22 protein-coding genes and 1 pseudogene are annotated in these 22,550 nt (G+C 36.9%); 8 read left to right on the top strand and 15 right to left on the bottom strand.

Annotation, left to right across the window (positions count from 1 at the left end; all coding sequences use genetic code 11):
• Nucleotides 1-11 precede the first annotated feature (11 nt).
• A complete protein-coding gene (gene fldA, locus AC27HL_RS09395) occupies nucleotides 12-539 on the top strand; it encodes a flavodoxin FldA (protein WP_487080708.1) in 528 nt (175 codons plus the stop codon).
• A gap of 423 nt (nucleotides 540-962) precedes the next feature.
• Here fldA and drt3b read toward each other — a convergent pair whose 3' ends face one another.
• The 4 genes from drt3b to AC27HL_RS09375 all read right to left on the bottom strand — a co-directional run bounded on the left by drt3b (nucleotide 963) and on the right by AC27HL_RS09375 (nucleotide 6,446).
• On the bottom strand, nucleotides 963-3,014 hold the full coding sequence (gene drt3b / locus AC27HL_RS09390; protein ID WP_487080707.1) for an antiviral reverse transcriptase Drt3b: 2,052 nt from the start codon (nucleotides 3,012-3,014) through the stop codon (nucleotides 963-965).
• Nucleotides 3,007-4,356, bottom strand: a complete 1,350-nt coding sequence (gene drt3a, locus AC27HL_RS09385) for an antiviral reverse transcriptase Drt3a (RefSeq protein ID WP_487080706.1) — start codon at nucleotides 4,354-4,356, stop codon at nucleotides 3,007-3,009. Before drt3a ends, drt3b begins: the two co-directional genes overlap by 8 nt.
• Before the next feature lie 228 nt (nucleotides 4,357-4,584).
• Nucleotides 4,585-5,754, bottom strand: coding sequence for a hypothetical protein (locus AC27HL_RS09380; protein ID WP_487080705.1), 1,170 nt, complete (start codon nucleotides 5,752-5,754; stop codon nucleotides 4,585-4,587).
• Between the two features lie 50 nt (nucleotides 5,755-5,804).
• Nucleotides 5,805-6,446 (bottom strand): transposase, encoded by a 642-nt coding sequence (locus AC27HL_RS09375; protein ID WP_487080704.1) that lies wholly within the window; start codon nucleotides 6,444-6,446, stop codon nucleotides 5,805-5,807.
• Between the two features lie 603 nt (nucleotides 6,447-7,049).
• Between AC27HL_RS09375 and AC27HL_RS09370 the strand changes: the two genes are divergently transcribed.
• The 3 genes from AC27HL_RS09370 (at nucleotide 7,050) to AC27HL_RS09360 (ending at nucleotide 8,809) form a co-directional block, all read left to right on the top strand.
• A complete protein-coding gene (locus AC27HL_RS09370) occupies nucleotides 7,050-7,922 on the top strand; it encodes a LysR family transcriptional regulator (RefSeq protein WP_487080760.1) in 873 nt (290 codons plus the stop codon).
• Between the two features lie 149 nt (nucleotides 7,923-8,071).
• Nucleotides 8,072-8,629 (top strand): hypothetical protein, encoded by a 558-nt coding sequence (locus AC27HL_RS09365; protein ID WP_487080703.1) that lies wholly within the window; start codon nucleotides 8,072-8,074, stop codon nucleotides 8,627-8,629.
• A 39-nt stretch (nucleotides 8,630-8,668) separates the two neighbouring features.
• Nucleotides 8,669-8,809, top strand: coding sequence for a hypothetical protein (locus AC27HL_RS09360; RefSeq protein WP_487080702.1), 141 nt, complete (start codon nucleotides 8,669-8,671; stop codon nucleotides 8,807-8,809).
• 175 nt (nucleotides 8,810-8,984) lie between these two features.
• Here the strand turns inward: AC27HL_RS09360 and AC27HL_RS09355 are convergent, their stop codons facing one another.
• On the bottom strand, nucleotides 8,985-10,592 hold the full coding sequence (locus AC27HL_RS09355; protein ID WP_487080701.1) for a methyl-accepting chemotaxis protein: 1,608 nt from the start codon (nucleotides 10,590-10,592) through the stop codon (nucleotides 8,985-8,987).
• Between the two features lie 91 nt (nucleotides 10,593-10,683).
• The gene (locus AC27HL_RS09350) at nucleotides 10,684-11,142 is read right to left on the bottom strand and encodes a DUF4442 domain-containing protein (RefSeq protein WP_487080700.1); all 459 of its coding nucleotides are present in this window, start codon (nucleotides 11,140-11,142) and stop codon (nucleotides 10,684-10,686) included.
• Between the two features lie 214 nt (nucleotides 11,143-11,356).
• Between AC27HL_RS09350 and fur the strand changes: the two genes are divergently transcribed.
• The gene (fur, locus tag AC27HL_RS09345) at nucleotides 11,357-11,800 is read left to right on the top strand and encodes a ferric iron uptake transcriptional regulator (RefSeq protein WP_487080699.1); all 444 of its coding nucleotides are present in this window, start codon (nucleotides 11,357-11,359) and stop codon (nucleotides 11,798-11,800) included.
• Between the two features lie 136 nt (nucleotides 11,801-11,936).
• On the opposite strand, the gene AC27HL_RS09340 is transcribed toward fur, so the two are convergent.
• The 7 genes and pseudogenes from AC27HL_RS09340 to AC27HL_RS09310 all read right to left on the bottom strand — a co-directional run bounded on the left by AC27HL_RS09340 (nucleotide 11,937) and on the right by AC27HL_RS09310 (nucleotide 15,484).
• A complete protein-coding gene (locus tag AC27HL_RS09340) occupies nucleotides 11,937-12,536 on the bottom strand; it encodes a GNAT family N-acetyltransferase (RefSeq protein WP_487080698.1) in 600 nt (199 codons plus the stop codon).
• A gap of 36 nt (nucleotides 12,537-12,572) precedes the next feature.
• Nucleotides 12,573-12,926 (bottom strand): hypothetical protein, encoded by a 354-nt coding sequence (locus AC27HL_RS09335; protein WP_487080697.1) that lies wholly within the window; start codon nucleotides 12,924-12,926, stop codon nucleotides 12,573-12,575.
• Nucleotides 12,927-13,019: 93 nt separating this feature from the next.
• Nucleotides 13,020-13,439, bottom strand: coding sequence for a GFA family protein (locus AC27HL_RS09330; RefSeq protein WP_487080696.1), 420 nt, complete (start codon nucleotides 13,437-13,439; stop codon nucleotides 13,020-13,022).
• Nucleotides 13,440-13,458: 19 nt separating this feature from the next.
• The gene (locus tag AC27HL_RS09325; protein WP_487080695.1) at nucleotides 13,459-13,665 is read right to left on the bottom strand and encodes a hypothetical protein; all 207 of its coding nucleotides are present in this window, start codon (nucleotides 13,663-13,665) and stop codon (nucleotides 13,459-13,461) included.
• Between the two features lie 153 nt (nucleotides 13,666-13,818).
• Nucleotides 13,819-13,998, bottom strand: a pseudogene (locus AC27HL_RS09320) (DUF2167 domain-containing protein); the annotation flags it as partial.
• Nucleotides 13,999-14,058: 60 nt separating this feature from the next.
• On the bottom strand, nucleotides 14,059-14,799 hold the full coding sequence (locus tag AC27HL_RS09315; RefSeq protein ID WP_487080694.1) for an SIMPL domain-containing protein: 741 nt from the start codon (nucleotides 14,797-14,799) through the stop codon (nucleotides 14,059-14,061).
• Between the two features lie 310 nt (nucleotides 14,800-15,109).
• The gene (locus AC27HL_RS09310) at nucleotides 15,110-15,484 is read right to left on the bottom strand and encodes a putative zinc-binding protein (protein ID WP_487080693.1); all 375 of its coding nucleotides are present in this window, start codon (nucleotides 15,482-15,484) and stop codon (nucleotides 15,110-15,112) included.
• Between the two features lie 534 nt (nucleotides 15,485-16,018).
• Between AC27HL_RS09310 and AC27HL_RS09305 the strand changes: the two genes are divergently transcribed.
• The 3 genes from AC27HL_RS09305 (at nucleotide 16,019) to AC27HL_RS09295 (ending at nucleotide 20,206) form a co-directional block, all read left to right on the top strand.
• The gene (locus AC27HL_RS09305) at nucleotides 16,019-17,254 is read left to right on the top strand and encodes a serine hydrolase domain-containing protein (RefSeq protein WP_487080692.1); all 1,236 of its coding nucleotides are present in this window, start codon (nucleotides 16,019-16,021) and stop codon (nucleotides 17,252-17,254) included.
• Nucleotides 17,255-17,448: 194 nt separating this feature from the next.
• A complete protein-coding gene (locus AC27HL_RS09300; RefSeq protein WP_487080691.1) occupies nucleotides 17,449-19,617 on the top strand; it encodes a marine proteobacterial sortase target protein in 2,169 nt (722 codons plus the stop codon).
• Entirely contained in the window at nucleotides 19,601-20,206 is a 606-nt protein-coding gene (locus AC27HL_RS09295) for a class GN sortase (protein WP_487080690.1), read from the top strand. The genes AC27HL_RS09300 and AC27HL_RS09295 overlap by 17 nt, the downstream gene beginning before the upstream one ends.
• A 64-nt stretch (nucleotides 20,207-20,270) precedes the next feature.
• Here the strand turns inward: AC27HL_RS09295 and fghA are convergent, their stop codons facing one another.
• Both fghA and AC27HL_RS09285 read right to left on the bottom strand, forming a co-directional pair.
• Entirely contained in the window at nucleotides 20,271-21,107 is an 837-nt protein-coding gene (gene fghA / locus AC27HL_RS09290) for an S-formylglutathione hydrolase (protein WP_487080689.1), read from the bottom strand.
• 71 nt (nucleotides 21,108-21,178) lie between these two features.
• Nucleotides 21,179-22,309, bottom strand: coding sequence for an S-(hydroxymethyl)glutathione dehydrogenase/class III alcohol dehydrogenase (locus AC27HL_RS09285; protein WP_487080688.1), 1,131 nt, complete (start codon nucleotides 22,307-22,309; stop codon nucleotides 21,179-21,181).
• Between the last annotated feature and the right edge of the window lie 241 nt (nucleotides 22,310-22,550).

Raw genomic sequence — 22,550 nt, 5'->3', positions numbered from 1 at the left:
AGGTTAGATTCATGGCAATTGTAGGTTTATTTTTCGGAAGTGATACAGGAAACACTGAAGCTGTAGGTAAAATGATCCAGAAAAAGCTGGGTAAAAAGCTTGTTGATGTTAAAGATATCGCTAAAAGTACCAAGGAAGAAATCGCAGAGTTTGATTTGTTAATTCTAGGTATTCCTACTTGGTATTATGGTGAAAACCAATGTGATTGGGATGACTTTTTACCAGAATTAGAAGAAATTGATTTCACTGATAAACTAGTGGCAATTTTTGGCTTAGGCGATCAAGAAGATTACGCTGAGTACTTCTGTGATGCGATGGAGCCTCTGCGCGATATCGTAGAATCAAAAGGTGCTATTGTTGTAGGTAACTGGCCAACTGAAGGTTATGAATTTGAAGCTTCAAAAGCCTTAATTGACGAAAACACCTTTATTGGTTTATGTGTTGATGAAGACCGTCAACCAGAATTAACCGAAGCTCGCGTTGACGCTTGGGTTAAACAAATTTATGACGAGCTATGTTTAGCAGAATTGGAAGACTAACTTTTCGACACCGCATTTAGTTTGCTTAAAAAAGCCAGCAATTAGCCAAGCCGATACGGATAATTGGGTCTACCCTAAGAAGTAAGATAAAAAAGCCTTACAGGAAACTGTAAGGCTTTCGTTTTTATAGTACAAAAGGCTATTTCATGAATCTGACAGAATTATTTTTGTGAATATAAACTTGTGTGCTTACTAGCAATATGAAGAAAATATTTAAATTAACTACAGCAATAGTATGCGAAAGAGGAGATTTGAGCGCCTTTCAACTGATTAGGCCATAAGCTTATCAATTTCGAGGCGCTGAAACGGCAAAACTCAGGCAAATTCTACCAAGTATCATTTCCTTGCATCGGACAATGATACCTTTTGTCGCTGGTGTGTGTAGCTGCCAACAGCCATCTGGGTTACCCGATGCGAGCGAAGTTAGTATACTTCGTTACTGAGCTTAGAGTCTAGCTCCTTAGCAAAATTAAAGTCTTTCCATTTCGTGAACCAAAACGCGTTAACTTCAATTATTTTTTTGACACTCGAAGGTAGTATCCCATAGTTATTTAATAGTGACTTTTTATAATTAACATTTAGGAAAGGGCACGCGATCAAGTCTAATGTCAAATGAGCCATTTCTGAGTCAGAGATAAGTGTGTCTGTCCTATTTGAATATAGGTCGTTAATATATTCAAGTAAGCCACCTCGAAGCTGCTTGTAACGCTTTTTGTCGCAGATATAGAACAGTAAAGTAGTTATTGAAAAATAGTTCAAATTGCTTTCGAATTTAAGGCTTTGCCCATCTGTAGATATATTGAAATATTTAGTGAGCATTGCCTCATCCAACCAATAATACTTTCCTAGTTGTCTTAGTAAGACTAGAAGGTATAGAGTCTCAATGGGTGTAAACTTGTTAACAGAATATTTGTTGAGTATCGAACACGTATTATCAAAAATACATTTAAAAATAATATGTTGAAATTCTATTCCCAACTTCTGGTCTTTAATGAATAAAATTATTTGTTGAATTATTCTACAAAGCTTTATCGTGCTATTAACCTTAGGCGCTACTGAATAAATAAAATACGTGAAATTAATTACTGAAACCAACGCATTGATCAACTGCCGAGCAGAAGATTCGGTTTCTTTTATAGTTTTGTAATCAACAAGAATTTTTTTAGTCTTTCTTTCTATTACAGCCAGTGAATAATTCAGTATGTCAGAGTAAGTTACTCCAGAGTCAGCCAATATCGACTTAAAGTCTGTGGACAAACTGCTCTGGTTAACGTAAATGCTACCTTCTTTGTATTCCTCTTCAGTATCATCTTTCTTATCTTCGATTTTATATTCGAGCTTTTCAGATATCAGGTTTGCAATTTTTTTCTTGGCTATTGTTATTGGTGTAATTATTGGCCTTGAGTAAGTTTCCTCTTTATTCTTGTTTAGAGAAAGTTTATAAGTTTTTAGTTTAACCTGAATGGTATCTCTAATGTTATCAAAAATATTTTCCTCATTATAAAAAATAAAATAATCATCTACATAACGATATATTTGATAGTCCTTACCTAGTAATAAGCCATATTTTTCAGTTTCGAGTTCTTCAATAACCTCTCTGTCTGTCGCTTGCATTATTATCTCTGCAAAGATTCGTGAAAGCTCAGGACCAATTATTATTCCGTTGGTTTCATTGTAATTTATTCGCTGCATTAACTGATCGAATTTGAATGCAAAAGTACTTTTCGTTGAATCCAAATTCTGTTTTGCGTAAGATTTTTTGTATACTGCCCACGCCATGGAGTGAGTATAAATAGAGTCAAAACACTGGGTTACATCTAGCTTTGATAGGTAGTTAAATCTCTTTTCACACCAGTGGTGATCTTGGGATTCATAGAACTCATAAATATTTTTGTATTTTTTATAAACAAAGAAAGAACGCAAGTTTTCATAATCTTGCCCCTCAACTTCAATTTGTGAATCATCTTTATCGAAACTCTCCATAAGTGATTTGGAGTCTATATAAGTACATCCAGCCACTCTTTTTGCTGCGCGTAAACTCAAAGGACTAAGATCAGAATAATACGTAATCAAGTCTTTGTATTTATCATAGAAATCTACTGCTAGTATCTGGCCTTTAGGATGTATAACTGACAAATGCCTGAATTCGTTGTGCTTGTGTGAAATAGGGAAAGTAAACGGAATAGACGGTAACTTGCCATGACCAATATCCGTTCTCACATATTCATCGCCATTTTCCTGATAATTTAAAAGGGGCGTAGTTTGCTCTAGACCTAAAAGTAATAATATTAATTGATTCAGAGGTTGGTGTTTTTTTCTCCAAGAAAAATTCTTGCCATCATGTTTTATATCGTGATCAACTAAAAAGTTGTACAAGTGTCTATTCGAAAAGGTTATAGGGACTTCAAACGGAGCGAAGTCTGACAATACCGCTCTTTCGATTGGGAAATTTATAGAAAGTGCCTTTTTAGCCATTATCCCACCCTTTTGAAACTAAACTTAAATCTTTCATATCGAACTTTCTAAATACTCTGTTTTCAAACCCTTTCAAAAATGACATTTTATTAAGTCTATTTTTATGTTTTACATCGGCAAGTGAGTTCAACTTATGCTCGAAGTACCTATCTAAAGCCACTAAATCTGAAGTGTCAGTAATAAATTTATTGCTAAAATAAACACCAACAAATGCGTTGGACTTGCTATTAAGAAGTCTGGTATTTCCAGTGAGAAAGCGAATTCTGAGAAGAAGGTTTCTAAAAGCAACTTTGGGAGTGTTTTTGTATTCTTTTTGAAAATAGCTAAAAGATTGATTCAACCTTTCCTTCAGTTTGTCCTTTTTCTTTCGACTCAATTTTATCTTGCAAGATCCATTTTCAATTCTGAAATGGTATCCAAGATATTCAAAGCCTTGAGAACTTTGGTTAAAGAGATCAAGCTCTTCCGTCTTATCATTTAATTGAAGCTTCTTTTTTCTGATTATTCTATTGATGCTTGGTAAATAAGAAGTGATATGTTCGTTTCTAGTTGGCGAGAAAATAACAATTAGATCATCTACATACCGTTCATAGTAAGTGATGTCAGGCAGTGAATTTATTTCTTCGTCTACATTGCCCATGTAAACTTCTGATAAGTATGCGCTAATTCCAACCCCTCTTGGTAAGCCTTTAGACGTGTTAGAAATTTCTGCATAAGCCCTAATCAGTTGAGTAAGTATACGCCTAGGAGTCACTGATAGTTTCGGAGAAGAATGCAAGATATCTAGTAGATCTTTATGGTCAATCGACTCATAAAAGCTTTCAACATCTGCTCGGATGATATATTTAGGGCTTGAATCCTTAGCAATTGTGCTCAACCTGCTAATTATGAGATCTCTGTTGTTTACTTTCACTTTATACAAAGAGCTAAGAACCATTTGAACGTGTCTGGAAACAAGAATGGTTTCAATAGTCTTGCCGATTGAATAAACTTCCTTCCCACGGATCAACGAGTCCGATTTTGTCAGAGGAAGCGAGTAGCCTTTTTCACTGACAGTTTGAACAATTGAAGTAAGTCTCTCATCTACGTTATTGTTCAAACGCTCTTTTCTTAATTCGATTAGTTTATTTATTTTTTCTTTACGAGTCTCAAAATATTCTTTTGGTATCAATTTATTTTTATGACGAGAGCTAAGTTTTTTTGCGAGCTTTTTTAAAAAACGAATTTTAAGGCGGTGTTCAAAAGCTACAGGAAAATAATCTTTTTCAATACTTCCCTTATTTTTTCTGTCTAAATCATAGATGATTCTAAAGTTTCTAACTGATAATGATTGGTCAAACACAATAATCCCTTACTGAACACTACAATTGAACTAATTACGAAAACCTAGTCCAAATCACTGATATATTGGACAATATATCAAACATTGGTTTTTAGCTCATTAAAAATGACTTCGAAATGATAAAATTAGTAAGTACTATATGGTTACTAATTTGTAACAACCTAGAGAGTAACCACTCGGTAGTTACTTTTAGGAGCTAATAGCGAAGCTCTTTGATTAGTTTAATAGCTACTTGTATCGATCAAAATAGATGATCTTTTCAACTTTAACTGGGCCTTTGGCAAGGCCAAGCTTCATGGCTGGAGTCGTTTTATTTTTCTCATCCGGCAAGCAGTAGTTATAAAAAACACGAAATATGTCGCCCAACTTAACGAATAATTCAGGGTTATAGGGTTGATAACCGTACCAAGTACCAGCATTCCTGTTACCTGTTTTCTTTGGTCTCTCAAAAATGCTCACCTTTCTTCGAATCTGCATGAAAAACCTGTCTATCGCATGGAGGGAGGCTTTTTTGTATAAGTTAGCCTGATGCTCCGTGTCGTATCTATCTATGTTTGTGCAGGCAGCAATATGCTTATCTACCTCGTTCATACTGGGGGTTGGGTTAAACACCCAGCGAGAGTAGTCATTTCTTGGAATCGTTGGGTTTGCCATATTACTGATAATCATGCGGCGTATTATTCCATCGACTTCTAAAGCGCTCATGCTTTGGTAAGACCTACGTGCAAACAAGCCTATCTGCTTTTTCCTGTCACGAGCAATTTTTTGCTTATCATCAACGGTCATTTCTTTTTTCATTGTGACTGTGAATCCGTCAGAGCAACCATTTGATATTTCATCCTTAAAGGCTGCGATATACCAATTCCTCATACCAGAATCTTGATCCATGAAAAATCGCGTAGTTTGGACGCCTGAAAGCATTGTTTTAACTAAGTAGAAATGAGCGGCCATCGTATATTCGTTATGAATCTCAACTCCCTGAACAGGTACTTGATGTGTTCGGTTAAACATTTCTGCCGACTCATCTGTATCAAACTGCTGGTTGAATGCAGCTTGATTTTCTAAGTCTTCTCTTAGTGAGCCTCCTTTGGCGGCGAACTTACTCCCTTTAGTACGTTTAGTATCTTCAAAGTCACTTCTAAGCCAAATACGAGCGTAAGCTCGATGATGTTTTAACTTGCTGATATCATCCACTTCCGCAGCCATCATCTCGGCCTCATTAGGTTGGATACTAGCATCGTAATTGAAGTTATATGCCAAAACATAACTGCTGGTGAGATCAGCCGTTCCTATTGCGTAAAACTCACAGTTTTGTTTCTCTTTTCTGTTGGTCCAGTTTGAAATATGAACTTGTCTGTCTGTACACAAATACATTCTTTCATATTGTTTCTTAGACAAGCGGCGTTCTCTTTCCCCAACGAAGGCTAAACATTGCTTATGAATGAACTCTATTCGACGGTAGAGTTTACCATACTGATGTCATACAGGTCGGCTATGCGTCGGAGAGGAGTTTTTGATACCAGTTGTTTAAATAGGAAAATATCTATTTCAGAGTTTGTATGCTCGCGAATAATAGGTTTACCAGTAAAAGAGTATTTGCATACATTGCAGATGTATCTCTGATTGCCTTTTGGTGTCTTACCTTTCTTTTTGATTGAGATTGCGTCATTACCACTATTACTCGGACATTCAGCCTTTGGGCACTTTGTACCGGGTTTAACAAGGTATTCTGAAAGGCGCTCAAGTTCCTCATAAACCCCTTTATTACTTTTAAGTGAGTAATATTTCTGATTGCTGTATTCGGATGATTGAGAGAATTCAACGCAGCCTTTGCACAATATAGAAGACGACTTATTACCTGTGCCAGATATTACGTAGTAGTCAGTAGGCTTTACAGGTTGACGGTCTTCAATATTTTTATTATCGTTATTTAAATCTACTAATGCCTGAATGCCCTCTGGCGTTAAGCCAAAGTTCTTACATCTCGTAAACTTACAACAATTGACCTGAATCCCTTTAAAAGCAAGTGGAATCCCTTTAAAAGCAAGTGGAATCCCTTTTGGTTTTTCTTGGAAAGATTTCTTTCCCATAAAAAAGTGCTACAACTGTGAAAATATACAGTAAATATAGCACTTTATTTGCTTAAACCAAATTTTTAGACCCAATTATCCGTATCGGCTTGGCAATTAGCTGGCTTTTTTTTTACCAACTTTTTATTGCCAACGTTTTGTTTTCAATAACCAAAAGCTAAATGTACAACTAACGAAAATAAAATGATAAAGAAGGTAATCAATAATCACGAACAGGTGAATTTTTTTAACCTCAGTGATGATTTTATCTCGTTTGTCGAAAGAGAAACAAATCGATAAGCTAATTTTGTTTTCGAGATCTCCCCCCCGATTTCTAAACATTTTAAACGCATAATTGTTTGCCTGGGTACTCATTTGAGTACCCTTTTTTCTTTCGCTACTCGTTATTATTAACAACCTCTCACTAAATTAAAATTCTGTTCACTGCGTTCAAAAAGCTATGCACTATAACTGTGCATTTGCCCCTTCAACACGCAAAAATGCTATCCCTTTTATTAACGGTTCTTAATAATTCTTTTAAAATCAATCTAGTAAATAATGGCAGAGCGTTTGCTAAAACAAACTCAGCTAAACTTTCCTACTTATCTAAATAATTTCATGACAATTCAAACGCCAATCAGAGGCTTACGTTCATTTTGTATCGCGGCAAACTGCTTAAGCTTTAAGCATGCAGCATCACAACTATTTTTAACACCATCTGCCGTTAGCCATCAAATTAAGCAACTTGAAGAACAACTCGGCACAACCCTATTTACTCGACAAACCCGTTCGATAGAATTAACCAGTGCTGGCAAGCGCTTTTACAATGCCGTGCAGCCCATTGTAGCTAATTTAGAATCCACCATTGCTGACTTTACTCATAATCAAAAACACAAAACCATTACGGTAAGTTTGCCGGAATTTTTCGCCAATGAACTTTTTATTCCACAACTCATGGATTGGACGAGCGTTCACCCAGATATTGCCCTGCAACTCGACACGGTAAAATCAGGAGACAAAGTAGCAGCAAATGCAGATCTATCCATTGTACTCGCCAACGGCAAGCCTAACGGCAGTATTGTTCATGACTTATTTCCCATTCGATATGTTCCCGCATGTAATAAGAAACTCTATAAGAAGTGGGCGGCATGTGGCTTTGAAGCACTTAATTCGTTACCGCTATTATTGCATCAAGCACGGCCTTGGTCTTGGCATCAGTGGGCTGAACGTGCTGACGTTACAAATTTCGATCCAAAACAAATTATCCAATTCGAAAGCATGCACGCGGTGGCTAAGGCAGCACAAAAAGGTATGGGAATAGCACTTGTGCCATTACCAATTAGCCGCGCATGGTTTAGTGAACAATTATTGGTAAAGCTATTCGATAATGAATTGATCACCCACGACCGATATTACCTACTTCAGCACGAAAATATTGACGCATCACCTGAGCTGTCATTATTTGCTGATTGGGTTAAAAGGAATTTCGCCATTTAGATTGGCTATTTTTTATAATAGGTGAATAAATTTCATGTTATGGGTGTTTTTATATCGTTTGTCACATTACCGGCAATTTTTCTAAAGTAATAGTGCCATCGCAGGATGACATTTGAAAAGACACTCATTAACAGCAAAAAGGAACGGCTATGAAACCTAATAACCTTATCACCAGCATAACACTATTATTGACGCTTTTACTATCAAGCACTTTTAGCACTACGTCACTTGCATCAGACAACACCGAATCATCAAAAAATAAAGCGCTAAATGGGCTTAAAGTGGCGATCATCAAAGATGCTATCGGCTCAAGTGAACTCGTTTCTGGTTTATATAATCAAGGACTAGAAAAGTTAAAAACATCAACTTCGCAAATGGAGGCAGGGTTCGAACAAGCAACGGGCTTATGTGTTGCCAATTTAAAAACCAAACGATTAAGCGAGGCTGATAAAGCCTGTAATCAAGCGATACATTATATTAATCATGTAGATAGCAGCATAAACCATATACAGTTTTTGAAATCTCTCGCCTATAGCAATCGTGGAATTGTTCGCTACCTTTCGAATGATAACCTTGGTGCATTAGACGACTTTACCACTGCATTATTAATCGATAACAACCACATAGTTCAAGATAACTTAATCAATATTAAAACTATAGTGTTTAGACCAAATAATACCACCATAACCTTAGCTAAAACTCACTAACACAATGGTCAAATATAAGTAACCGAATAAGGAGTATCTATGTTTAAAAACGTTTATCGAGAATTAAAAGCAATGTTCGACTTTTATTGGCAGCTGAAGAATATCAACGTTAGCCAGTGGGATATAGAAACCCCTCGCACTTGCAAGGAAACTTTCAATACTCAGCAAAATAGGCGATAACTACATGGTTTTAGTTAGCCATAGTTAGTATCAGAATATTTCAAGAAAAATCTATCCTGACAAGGCAGCAGCTATTAAATAAGGCTCTAACAGATGATCGCTAGCAAGAAGCTTTGCACAATAAGAACAAAAAAGGCTATGTACAACATAGCCTTTGTTCATAAACTATTATCACTTACAGTTTAAATTTCGAAAGCTGACTATTTAGCTCATACGCAAGCTCTAATAACTCTTCACTAATTTGCTTACCTTTAATGGCGTCCTCACTAGATTGCTCAGCAACATTGCTAATATCAACAACATTTTTATTAATTTCATCGGCGGCAATATTTTGCTGTTTAGCCGCATCAGAGATCTGGCAATTTAACTCATCTAACTCTCTAATTTGACTAGCAATACCTTCGAGTAGACTGGCAACATTGGTAACATCTTGTGCCTTTTCACTTGCCTGCTCACTAACATCATTCATTGAATTTACCGCTTGCTTTGCGTCAACTTGCAAACTGCCAATGGTACTTTGAATTTGGTCAATTGACTCGCGAGTACGGGTTGCTAAATTTCTCACTTCATCTGCAACAACCGCAAAGCCCCTGCCTTGCTCTCCAGCGCGTGCAGCTTCAATCGCTGCATTTAAAGCTAATAAATTCGTTTGCTCGGCAATGCCAGTAATGACTTCCAAAACAGTGCCAACTTCATTAGTTTTATTACTTAACTCTGTGATCATTGCGGTATTTTCTACCACTTGATCGCGCAATTGATTAATACCCGTTTTTGCACTATCAACTAATGCTAATCCTTGTGAGGCACTTTCACTAGCATGCACTGACTTCTCAGCAGCTAAGCCGGTATTACTTTGCACTTCATCAGCAGAGGCATCAAGTTCATTAATCGCTGCTGCCACTGAATCGGTACCATTTTTTTGATTCAACACAGCTTCACGGGTTAACGTTGATATTTCATCAACATTTTTAGCTGAGCCAATTAACTGCTCAGTAGCGTTTGAGAAAGACAAAAAGCTCACTTTAAATTTATCCATCATGCTATTAAGTGCAATGCTCACCGCACCTAGCTCGTCGTCGTAATTCACTTTAATGGTTTTATTTAAATCTAAATTTGCTTCAACATCATTAATGGTTCGCTTTAAGCGACGCAAACGGGCAATAACTAATTTACTAAACATAAAGCTGAGTAAGCCAAAACATACTACAGTGATAATAAGTTGCAATAAGCCCGCTTGTACAATCGACTCATGTATTTCTTTATCTACTGCGGTTAAGTCATAAGTAATCTTAACCGCACCAAGAATTTCATTTTCAGCGACTTGATGACAAGTTAAACAATTCGTACCACGATAATCACTTTTAGCAACAATCGGCATAATAAAAGTCATCATATTTTTGCCATCTTGCACTATATGCTTAAACTCTTTGTTTCCTGACAAACCGCTGCGCTCAAAGTCATTATTTGCTGCTTGGTCATCAAAGCCGTTACCAAACGTTTTATTTAAAATTGGCGCTCTAATTATGCGTGCTTCAACAATTTCTTCTTGGCTAAGCGCTTTTTGTTGCGCTATTTTCCGGTTTGCCGCCGTGCCCGTTAACATCATGGTATTAACAGAGTCAAAATAGTTTAGTGCGAGATTCTCAAGATTATGTTTTACAAATTTTTCACTTAAGGCTTTTTCATCAAACCAGAAAAAAATAACCGTTGTACTAAGAAAAATAATCGCGAAAATCACTAAGATAATGTTAATTTTTTTCGCTAAAGATAGTTGTACAAACATACTGAAATCGTCCTGATTAAAATAAAGCTGAGTATATGAGAATTTATATTAGCATTGCGAAAAACAATACATTTATTTGTTTTAGTTCAAACTATTGATTTGTTTTCTTCTTTCGAATATATAACGTTCGGTTCAATTTCGCTACTACATCGCCACTTTCATCTTTAACATAGACCAGCAACTCAGGTAGATATTTTTCGCCATTAGCAGTATGAGTTATAATATCTTCTATCAAGGCCGGAGTAATTAAAAATTCAGCTGTTACTTTACCTTTTCCTGGCTTTATAAAATCTATATCTGCCGATTTATCCCAAACAATATATTCATCCCCTAAACAGGCCAAAATCATCAACATATAAAAAGGATCTGTCATAGCAAATAATGAGCCACCAAAGTGCACACCAACAGCATTTCTATTGAACATACTTAGCTTTAATTGAACTTTTGCTGTTCGAAAGTCCGCCGATAAATGAACAACTTTAATGCCACTAAAATAAAACGGAGGCCAAATATTTAGTAGTAATTTCAATAGCCAAGCTCTTTTAAACATAAACATTCCTTATTGAATAGCAGAAAAGGTAAGTACCCGTAAAAATATTGTGGTCTAAAAAGCCCTAACTCATCAGACCAGTCGTGGTATTATGACCATTAAAAGCAATAAAACCAGTGAAATTAATAATCAGTTGCAACTATCGCTTTCCACCAAGGTCATAACAACCTATAATTTTCTATAATTTGAAAGCCCAATACAGAGATTTAAATTAATGCCAGAACAAAATGAAGAACTAAAAAGAGCCGGATTAAAAATTACTCTGCCCCGCATTAAGATATTGGCGATTTTACAAGATCCAAATAATCAGCATATTAGTGCCGAAGATGTTTATAAAATATTACTCGAGCAACAAGAAGAAATTGGCTTAGCGACCGTTTACCGCGTATTGAACCAATTTGATGACGCCGGTATTGTGACTCGTCACCATTTTGAAGGCGGTAAATCAGTTTTTGAATTAAGCCATAAAAAACATCACGATCATTTAGTTTGCCTTAATTGTGGCAAGGTTGTTGAGTTTGAAGACGACGTTATTGAACAACGCCAAGAAGATATTGCTAAATCACATAAAATTAAACTAACGAACCATAGTTTATACTTATACGGTGAATGTGAAGACGAAGAAGCTTGTGAGAAGTATCGTAAATCACAGTTTTAAGTTTTCACTTATTTAAAAATCATTAAAAAGCCTTAGCTAACAAGTTAGCTAAGGCTTTTTTTTAGCAAAACAAAACGCTTTAGCGATATCCACTACATAACTAATAGTCTGAAATACCCCTAAAGGTGTCAAACCTTTATGTATATGCTTGCTGTTTATAAATTAGCGACTTTTTAACTACAGGCCATTCACTATTAATAATTGAGAATACAACCGTATCACGCAATTCACCATCTGGATGAATACGGTGGTTTCGCAATACTCCATCTTGTTTAGCACCGAGTCTTGCAATGGCGGCGCGAGATTTATGATTATGCCAATGGGTACGAAACTCAACAGCTATAGCATCAAGCTCTTCAAAGAGATAAGTTAGTAACAGTAATTTACACTCAGTGTTTACAGCCGATTTTTGAAAAGCCTCGCCATACCAAGTATAACCAATTTCAAATCGTCGATGAGTGAAGTCGGCATTACAAATACGAGTTGTACCCAGTACTTTCCCTGTTTTGTTATCTAGCACAATAAAAGGCAAAGCGCTGCCTTCATGTTTTTGTAATAAAGCCATTTCGAGATAACTGGCTATTGTGTCTTTATTGGGAACTTGCGTAAACCATAATGATGACATGTTAGTTAACTCAGACAATGCCACTAACTCATCGCTATAACACACCTGTAATGGTTTTAGCGATATTGTTCTACCTGTTAGCATCAAATCAGCTAATGGGAAATTTTTCATCGTTCTTGGTCCTGATAAAGTTATTGGCAACGCCGACTAAAGCAAAATTTCTACAGCAGAAAATAATCTAAAGCTTAAATAGATAAGTGCCAAAGTCACAAAAATAAGCATTAAAGCAATAAATCTAAAGTAAACTTTTCGAAATTTAAAGTAAATTTTAGAAAACCAAGATGGTTTCTCAATGGTCTGTACTGGCACATTATTGGTCAGACCTAACAAAGCACTAAACAACAAGCTCCACACTGCTAACATTAAGCTAGGTAAGGCAAATTGGTTTTGTGCATCAATGCTGGAAAATATAAAGAGAAAAACGATAAAGCCGATAGACAACAAAAAAATACAGTTAAAAATCGGTTTTAAAACATAAATTCGACCAATAAAGTTTTTCAATATAAACAAGTCCTAATATCTCATTCAAGCGGAGCAATAGTAACTATCTGCCCTTTAATACATTAGCTATTTAACAATTCGCGTTTTAAACAACTAACGTATCTGCATTTTAATAGGTGCCCAAACTTTTTGCCAGCGAGCCAATTTTTCATCAGCACTTAGCAACTTAGGAGAAGCCACAGTCGGTGGCAATAATAGTGCTTTAGCCTCTAGTATCTCACTATTTAAAGCACCGATATAGCTGAGTTCAGTTTGGACAGTTACTGCAATTATCAAGTTACACTCACGACAAGCAAGAAAACTAGCTTGCATTGAGCCTTGCTGCAAAACTTGAAGATCGGAATTAGCTGTGATGGTTATGTCGGCACTAGGTGCAGATAGATAGTTTATGCCTCGTGCTTGGCAAAATTCGCAATCACATGCTCTCGCACTATAGGTTTGTAGCCGTTGAGGTAAGCGAATTTCACAGGCAACGTTTTGGCAAATACACTGACCTGAATATATGTTAGTCATAGCATTTTGTTGATAATTATTATTGATATACCATAGCATCAATAATTAAACAGTAAACACTGTAAACTAAAATAAATAATCCAGCATATAGAATGGCAGAGCGTAACCATTCTTTTGGTTTTACAGCGATATGTAGTTTATTTACGATTTCATGCATAGACAGTAAAACTAACAAAGTCCCTAGCAAAACCATAAGCAAATATTTGCTCCAATAGACGATATCCATATTGCCTCCTTTACCCTCTCTACTTCCGGGTGTACGGCCAATCACATTTAACAAAAACATGAGGTATATCGTTTAAAGCACAATTTTGTCGTAAATGTCGCAACAGCCGCCAGTAACCCGTCATGTATAAACGGGCTATTTAAATTGTAGCAGCTAGGCTTTTTTTCGCGTAAGAATTTGCTTCAAAAACGCTGCAATTGCGACAACAAATATAACACCACACTTATTAAGAAAATGAATTGCTGCTGCAATAAAGCCCGTTTTAGCAATCACTTTACCTGCAACTAACGCGCCCAAACCATAAACTGCAACTTCATCAAGCTCTGGATTAAAGTCAGCAAAATGACAACTTGCAGATTAGTCATTATGTAGCGATTGCAATAGCCACAGAAATTAATTTACCTCTAGGTCGAACACAACATTAATAGAGGCCGAGAAGACAATATTTTCTTGTAAATAACGACCGGGTTTAGCACTACTGCTGCCCATGCGAGCACTTACCGCATAAGTTTCAGCATCACTATTAGCACCATACCTATGCTGAATATGGTTACTATTTGAATTGATACTGTAGATAGCCCCTAATTTTGCATCAAAAGCGTTGGCGAGTAATTTTCCTTGTGCTTTAGCGTCTTTAACGGCTAAAGCATTCGCTTCCGCCTTCAAAGCTTGTTCTTGGGACGATTTTAGTTCTATGTTTCTAATCGCATCAATTTTAACGCTTAACGCGAAATCCATAAAAGCATTTAGTTTTTCAATATCATTAAGCGTAATTTTTAAAGTTCGTCTTGCAATATAGCCATCAATTTTATTTCTCTCTCCACGATCATATGAATAGCGTACATCGGTTGAAATATTTGATGCTGAAACATTGGCCTCATCAATATTAAATTGCGCTAAACCATCTAGTAAATTATTTACACGCTCATCAACATTTTTTTTAGCATCTAAACTGGTTCTTTTAGTACTTTCAACATTTAGATGGACAATAGCAATATCTGGCAAGGCCATCATTTGCGCCGTGCCCGTTACGGCAATATGTCGGTTACTCGGCAAACTGTTGTTTGCAAAAGACGAGAAAGAAAGCGCACAAGTTACAAGAGCAATTAAAGTAAGGGGAGTTATTCGTTTCATATAAATTCCTAATAAAACTATTGGTGAATGTACCTAACAAATTCAGTTTCTGTTTGATAGGCAAAGCAGGATTAAGTTTCTCAATAAGCTATATACATCAAATTTTAGGCAATTTTAAATCGACAAACATTAATGTTAGCTGAACAAATTGTGATTATTTGCAAGCCACTTTACTGCAAATTAATAACTGGCAACATAAGGTGATCTAGCATATAAATTCCATATTCTTACTATCGCTAGACACTATAAGCGCTCGAAAGAAGATTCAAGCGAAGGGCTTATTGTCAAAATTAAATTAACCCAAGGCACATTATTGCGCTGCAATCCCTTGCTCAGCTAATTTTTCGTAAATATGGCTCATTGCAATACTGTTTTCTTGTAGTGAGCAATCACCGGCAGAACGCGCGATAAAACCTAAATCAGAAATATTAAAATGCACATCAATAGTCACCCCTGCTTTTACTAAGCAATCATGGCTACACGATTCGCTGCAACCTTCAATGAGTATTACTTTTCGATTTCCACACTTAGCGCTAATTTGCTCTTCATCTGCGACCATAAGCCAAGAAATACAAGACATCTCTGCAATGCCATCACTGTCAAGTGTTAGTGCGATGTCATTAGCCATAGTTGCCAAATGCGAACACCCAGAGCAAGCAAAAACTATAGGTTTACTATCTATCATTACATATTCCGCCGTTGTAACTTACCTTTAATTTAGCAGCAAGTTTTAAAGTTGATTTTGCAGGCATTATTTAGTCGATAATGCGCTCATTTTTCCATTTTAAACTTCATTTTCTGCTGTACCTTGACCTAAATCAAAGTTTACGGGTGTAATGGTGAAGTTTATTTGTCTTAGTTATAACGCGATGTAATTTAGCGATTAACTTGAGCAAAAGCATTAGGCCGTATAGAACTTGGCGATATAAATTTCATACAAATTTAATGTGATTAAATGAACATATTGACTGTGTTATCACTTAATTATGTGTAACTGCATGGAGGCAGGAATTAAAGTGACTCAAGAGGCAAAGTCGAGAATAAGCACATGACTTCAGCTCTTTCTTATAAAAATGTTCGCTAAACCGCTGCAAAAACATACACCAAAGTTGCCCCCCCTAAGTGAAATTTATTTACACTTTTCACAATCTGACTTTTTAGTTGGTAATTTTGTTCTGAATAGCTAAAATTAGCTGATTTTTCAATTTGAGCCCATTGCATGTTTGTTGATTTCTCTCGTTTATTCCTCACCTTTATTATGACGCTAAGCGCCTATAGCGTTAACTTTTCTAGTCACGCTGACGAGCTTAATAGTTTTAATAAGCAATTAGCGGCTGATTTTGCTAAAGAACTTAAAAAGCACAACATCCCCGGTGCAGCCTATGCCATAGTTAAAAATAATCAAATAGTAGCACTCGAGAGCTTTGGTTATACCGACACAAAAAAAACCAAAAAAGTAGATAATGAAACCGTTTTTCGATTGGCGTCAGTTTCTAAGCCTTTTGCAGCAACGATCACCGCCATGCTTGCACAGGAGCATCAACTAAGCTTAACGGATCCCATAACAAAGTTTGTTCCAAACTTTGCGCTAGCAACAAAAGGTGCAGCTGAAAAAATTCAATTAAAGCACTTATTAAGTCACTCAAGTGGCCTAATGCCAAACGCCTATGACAACCTACTACATGAAAACTGGAGTATGGAGAAAATAATCAACCGCTTTGATCGTGTAACACCAATTTGCCAACCAGCAAAATGTTACGGATATCAAAATATTGCTTACGGTTTTTTACAACCTGCCATCGAAGCTAGCCAAAGCAAAACCTATGTTGAATTGCTCGATGAAAGAATATTTACCCCGCTTAATATGAAAAATGCCTCTGTTGGTATTGACGTTTTTAAAGAAAATCAAAATACAGCTAAGCCTCATATTTTAAGAAAACGTATTAAAACCGGTAAGAAAGACAAGCATGGAAATAATATTAGAAAGTACGTTTGGCGCACCGTTAATGTTGAACCTGATTACTACAAAGTAGCGCCTGCAGCTGGTATTAATGCCAGTATCACCGACATGGCAAAATGGTTAATTGCCAATTTAGGACACCAACCAGAGGTACTCTCACCAACATTATTGACAGAGTTAACAACACCTAGAATTAAAACAAAAAAAGATTTACGGCGACGTCACTGGCGTAATCATTTAACTGATGCTCATTATGGCTATGGTTGGCGCATATATCAGTTAGGTGATATGCCAATAGTTTACCATTCAGGTTGGGTGGCTGGCTTTCGTGCTGATATAGGTTATTCGCCAGAAATAGGCATTGGATTTGCTGTACTAATTAATGCTGAATCTAACGTTATCAACAAAGTTACTAGTCAATTTTGGGCTAAATTACATGAAACATACTTTACAAGATTAAATAATGATGCTCTAAAGCCGGTAAACTTAATTTAACGAGTCATATTTTTCAAGTAGTAGCTATTTTACTTTACAGTCTATTAAGAGCATTAAACATCCAACGTATCAAATGGCGATACAACTGCCATTATTTTGCCACAATTGTTCTTAAAGTTGCCTCAATCTCGCCGTAACTAACACGCATTGCTTTGTTGTAATAACTAATATCACACGGATATTGGAGAATTACAGTGTTTAACTCAGATAAAAGCTTACGATTAATCGATTATCAAGACTCATACTTTTACCAACAAAAACGTAAGAAGCAGCGTAAAAAGTGGTTAAAGCTAGTATTACTTATACTCATAACGCTAACAGCCATTATTGTACCATTGGCTCAAAGTAAAAATATTAATGACCAACAGGCAGCGGGAGGGCTTTCAAATAAGGAAAATACTTTAATTTATGGACCACAATTAATTTTTAATCACCCCGAGCAGAGTAAGCAGTTAGCCTTACCTATTGATATTACCGCCAATATAGAGATCAGCGGTTTAATGGCTTATGCCGAAATAAAACAGGTTTTCATTAACCCATACAGCCTTGAACTTGAAGGCAAATACCAATTTCCGTTGCCAGAAAATGCAGCTATTAAACATTTACATGTAAAAGTGGCCGACAAAGAGATCGTTGGGCAAATCATGGAAAAAAAAGCGGCAAAAGCAAAATACAACCAAGCTAAGAAGCAGGAAAAAAAGGCGAGCTTAGTACAACAACAGCGAGCAAACCTATTTACTAATAATATTGCCAATATTCCTGCTCATTCGGCCGTGGTTGTTACTTTAACGTTCATCACGCCAGTAACATTTTTCAATGGTGAACTAAACCTTAACTTACCATTAGCAATGACTAGCAGGTACCAACCACAGCATTATCAAAGCTCTCCGGCCGAACTTAATAGCAACATTTTTGCTTTTGACAACGCTAGCCTAAATGAGTCTTTATTTCATCTCACAAATCAAAAGGTAGTAGCAAAAAGCCAGGCATCTGTTCATATTGCGTTAAATGCAGGTATCGCCATTAAGTCTATTCAAAGTGCTAGCCATAAAATCAACACGCAAGCACTTAACAGTCAACAATCTTCCTATTTAATTTCGCTTAATAAACAACAGGCAATTGCCAATAAAACCTTTAATTTGTCTTGGCAACTTGAGCCTAGTCTTCAGCCACAAATAAGCAGTTTTACAGAGCAAGTTAACAATGAATATTTTACACTACTAACTTTTTTTCCGCCGCTAGCCGATAAAACACCAGTACTTGCAAGAGACATAATTTTCATTATTGACACCTCAGGCTCTATGCAAGGAAGTTCTATGACCCAAGCAAAACTTAGTTTGCAACATGCAATATCACAACTAAATAGCCAAGACAGCTTTAATGTTATTGCCTTTGATGACTCAGTTGAGCTGCTATTTTCTCAAACGCAAATGGTGTCAAATTACAACATTCGTCAAGCCACTCAATTTATCAATAACTTGCATGCTGATGGTGGCACCGAAATGTACCGTCCGCTTAGTCAAGCCTTAGTGATGAACAAAAATGAACATCAATCATCAAAAGCAATCCGCCAAGTGGTGTTTATTACAGACGGCGCCGTTGCAAATGAATTTGAATTGATGCAATTACTTGATGGCGCACAGGGAAACTTTCGCCTATTCACAGTTGGTATTGGCGCTGCTCCCAATGGCTATTTTATGAAAAAAGCTGCGCAATTTGGCCGAGGCAGCTATGTATTTATCCGAAATAACCAAGATGTACAGACACGTATGTCGGCATTAATGGACAAAATCAGCCAACCTGCAGTGAGCAATATACAACTGTTGCTCGACAATCAAATTCATCAACAAACTGAAATTTATCCAAAGAAAATCACTGATTTGTACTTAGGTGAGCCATTGCAAGTTGCCATTAAATCAAAATTCCCAATCACCAGCGCACAGCTAACCGGCGATATGGCAAATAAACCTTGGTTTCAACAAATTATTATTGATGACAACCAAAGCGCTCGAGGAATTTCCACTATTTGGGCACGAAATAAAATTGCAGACTTACTCGATACCTTAGTCATAGGTGCAGATGCCCAACACGTAAAGCAACAGGTAATTACTACTTCAATTGCCCACCAAATTATCTCGCCTTACACCAGTTTTATTGCGGTTGAAAAACAAGATGAACTAGCACCACTGTCTACTGCGAAAAATGCCAACAAATTAGCGCCTCAAAAAAACATGCTGGCTAAAGCGCATGAAGATTTAATGGTAGCAATGCCAAAAACAGCAATGGGCTGGCACCAACAGCTCATTATAGGTTTGCTTATGATAATAATTGCATCGGTACTACTACGTGTATACGCAAAATAGGCTTGCCAAAATTGCTGCAAAAGCGCTTGTTATTTTGGGTGCAGTTCTATGTGTGCATGCCAGTTGGCTACCCGCAAAGGCATGGTTATCACAGCAATTAATACAGCATAGCTGGCAACAATCACTAGCTGCACAACCTAGACAAAATAGCCAAGGTTACCTGAGAAACGCCATTAAGCCCTGGCCATGGGCTGATACCTTCCCTATTGCGCAATTGTCATTTCAACGTTTGCGAGAAACTATTGTGGTGCTAAATGGCGGCGACCCTACAACTTTGGCTTTTTCAGCAGGTGCTATTGCACCATTTAATCAGCCAAGTTCGAGTAACCCTTTTGTCGTTGCAGGTCACCGTGACAGCCATTTTGCATTTTTAGAGGATATTTTAATGAAAGACGTAATATCAATGACTGACCAAGATGGCAAAAGCCAGCTATATCAAGTTGAAGCAATTGAGATAGTAGACGCATCTTCGGGAAAGCTACCTTTGTTAGGAGACGATAGCAGTCTAGTTTTAATTACTTGCTATCCATTTAATGGTATTGGCGATGACGCTAACGAGCGCTATGTTATTACAGCTAAAAAACTTTGATAAACGAAAAAGCCTTTGTAATAAACAAAGGCTTTTAATTAATGAGTTATTGCACGAACCAGCATTAAGTGAAATATTGCTGATGAAAGCGCAGGTGCGCTTCAATAAAACTAGCAATAAAGTAATAGCTATGGTCATAACCTTCGTGCTGATTTAACGTTAATGGATAACTATTTTCCTTTGCTGCTGCAACTAAAGCTTCAGGCTTCAACTGCTCCACTAAAAAGTCATCACCTAAACCTTGGTCAACCTTAGCAGGTACAAACGCTGTTGCCTTTTTCATCAAGATGCTCGAATCAAAATCATTCCATGTTGACTTATCTTCACCTAAATAAGCAGCAAATGCTTTTTGTCCCCAAGGGCAATTAATAGGGTTACTAATTGGGCTAAACGCCGATACTGAGCTATATCGGTTAGGATTCTTAAGCGCGATCATTAAGGCACCATGTCCCCCCATAGAATGGCCTGAAATGGCGCGTTGAGATGTTACAGGAAACGTTTCTTCAATTAACTTAGGTAACTCATCAACAATGTAATCATACATTTGAAAATGTTTATTCCACGGAGCTTGCGTAGCATTAACATAAAAGCCAGCACCTTGGCCTAAATCATAACCTTCATCGTTAGCAACATCGTCACCTCTTGGGCTTGTATCAGGAGCAACAACAGCAATTCCAAGCTCGGCAGCAATGCGTTGCGCACCTGCTTTTTGCATAAAATTTTCATCGCTACAGGTTAAACCCGACAACCAATAAAGTACTGGAACTTTTTGCCCTTTCGATACTTGTGGTGGTAAATAAATAGCAAAACGCATGGTGCTATTTACACTGCTTGAAAAGTGGCTATATTGCTTGTGCCAACCTCCAAAACTCTTATTTGCACTAATATTTTCTAAACTCATTGTTCGCCTTCTAAATTTACCTAAAAAATTTGCTACAACATAATTTAATTGCAGCAAAACTATCAAGGAAGTTACTTGTCGAAATGAATAACAGTACGAATACTCTCGCCTTTGTGCATTAACTCAAATGACTCATTAATATCTTCTAAGCCCATCGTATGAGTGATAAAATCACTCAACTTAAACTCGCCCGCTAAATAACGCTCTACATAATCAGGTAATTCACTACGACCTTTTACACCGCCAAAAGCACTACCGCGCCATACACGACCAGTTACTAATTGGAATGGGCGCGTTGATATTTCTTGACCAGCACCGGCAACACCAATAACCACTGACTCGCCCCAACCTTTATGACAGCACTCTAATGCTGAGCGCATTAAATTAACATTACCAATACATTCAAATGAGTAATCAACGCCGCCGTCTGTCATTTCAACAATAACGTCCTGAATTGGCTTATCGAAATTTTTCGGGTTAATAAAGTCTGTTGCCCCCAGTTGCTTCGCTAAGTCAAATTTACTTTCGTTAATATCAATAGCAATAATACGGCTTGCTTTCGCCATAGTTGCACCAATTACCGCTGATAAACCAATGCCACCTAAGCCAAATATCGCGACAGTTGCACCTTCTTCTACCTTAGCGGTATTCATTACAGCGCCCATACCTGTTGTAACGCCACAGCCTAATAAACACACTTCTTCTAATGGCGCTTCTTTATTAACTTTGGCTAATGAAATTTCAGGTAGCACGGTATATTCAGAAAACGTTGAGCAGCCCATATAGTGATAAATTGGTTGGCCATCTTTATAGAAACGCGTTGTACCATCAGGCATTAAACCTTTGCCTTGTGTTTCACGAATTTTTTGACATAAATTGGTTTTGCCAGATAAACAAAATTTACACTCTCCGCACTCTGGAGTGTAAAGAGGAATAACATGATCGCCAACTTCGACACTTGTTACACCTTCACCTACTTGCTCAACAATACCGCCACCTTCATGGCCTAATATAGCCGGAAAAATACCTTCAGGATCTTCACCTGATAAAGTGAAGGCATCAGTATGACAAACACCCGAAGCAATAACTTTAATCAACACTTCACCTTTGCGCGGTAACATAACGTCAACTTCTTCAACCGACAAAGGTTGCTTTGGCCCCCAAGCAATCGCCGCTTTTGATTTAATAAATTTATCAGCCATTTTCGCTCCTCAATATATTTAAAATAATTTTTCTATAACGCTATATGTATAACTTTACTTCGCTACATCATATTCTGTGAAAAGTTCTATTCAGTTACGTTAATAACGCCCATAACTATAGTTGAATAAAACTATTCTGGGTTGCGCTATCAAAACTTTAACCGTTGTTAATGTCGAGCCATTATATTTATTTGCTATTAATTAACAATACACCAAATATGCAATTTACTTTTACCCATAT

This window comes from Colwellia aquaemaris, from assembly GCF_057548755.1.
Note: the sequence above shows the minus strand (reverse complement) of the source record. Positions and strands in the feature narration are given on the sequence as shown.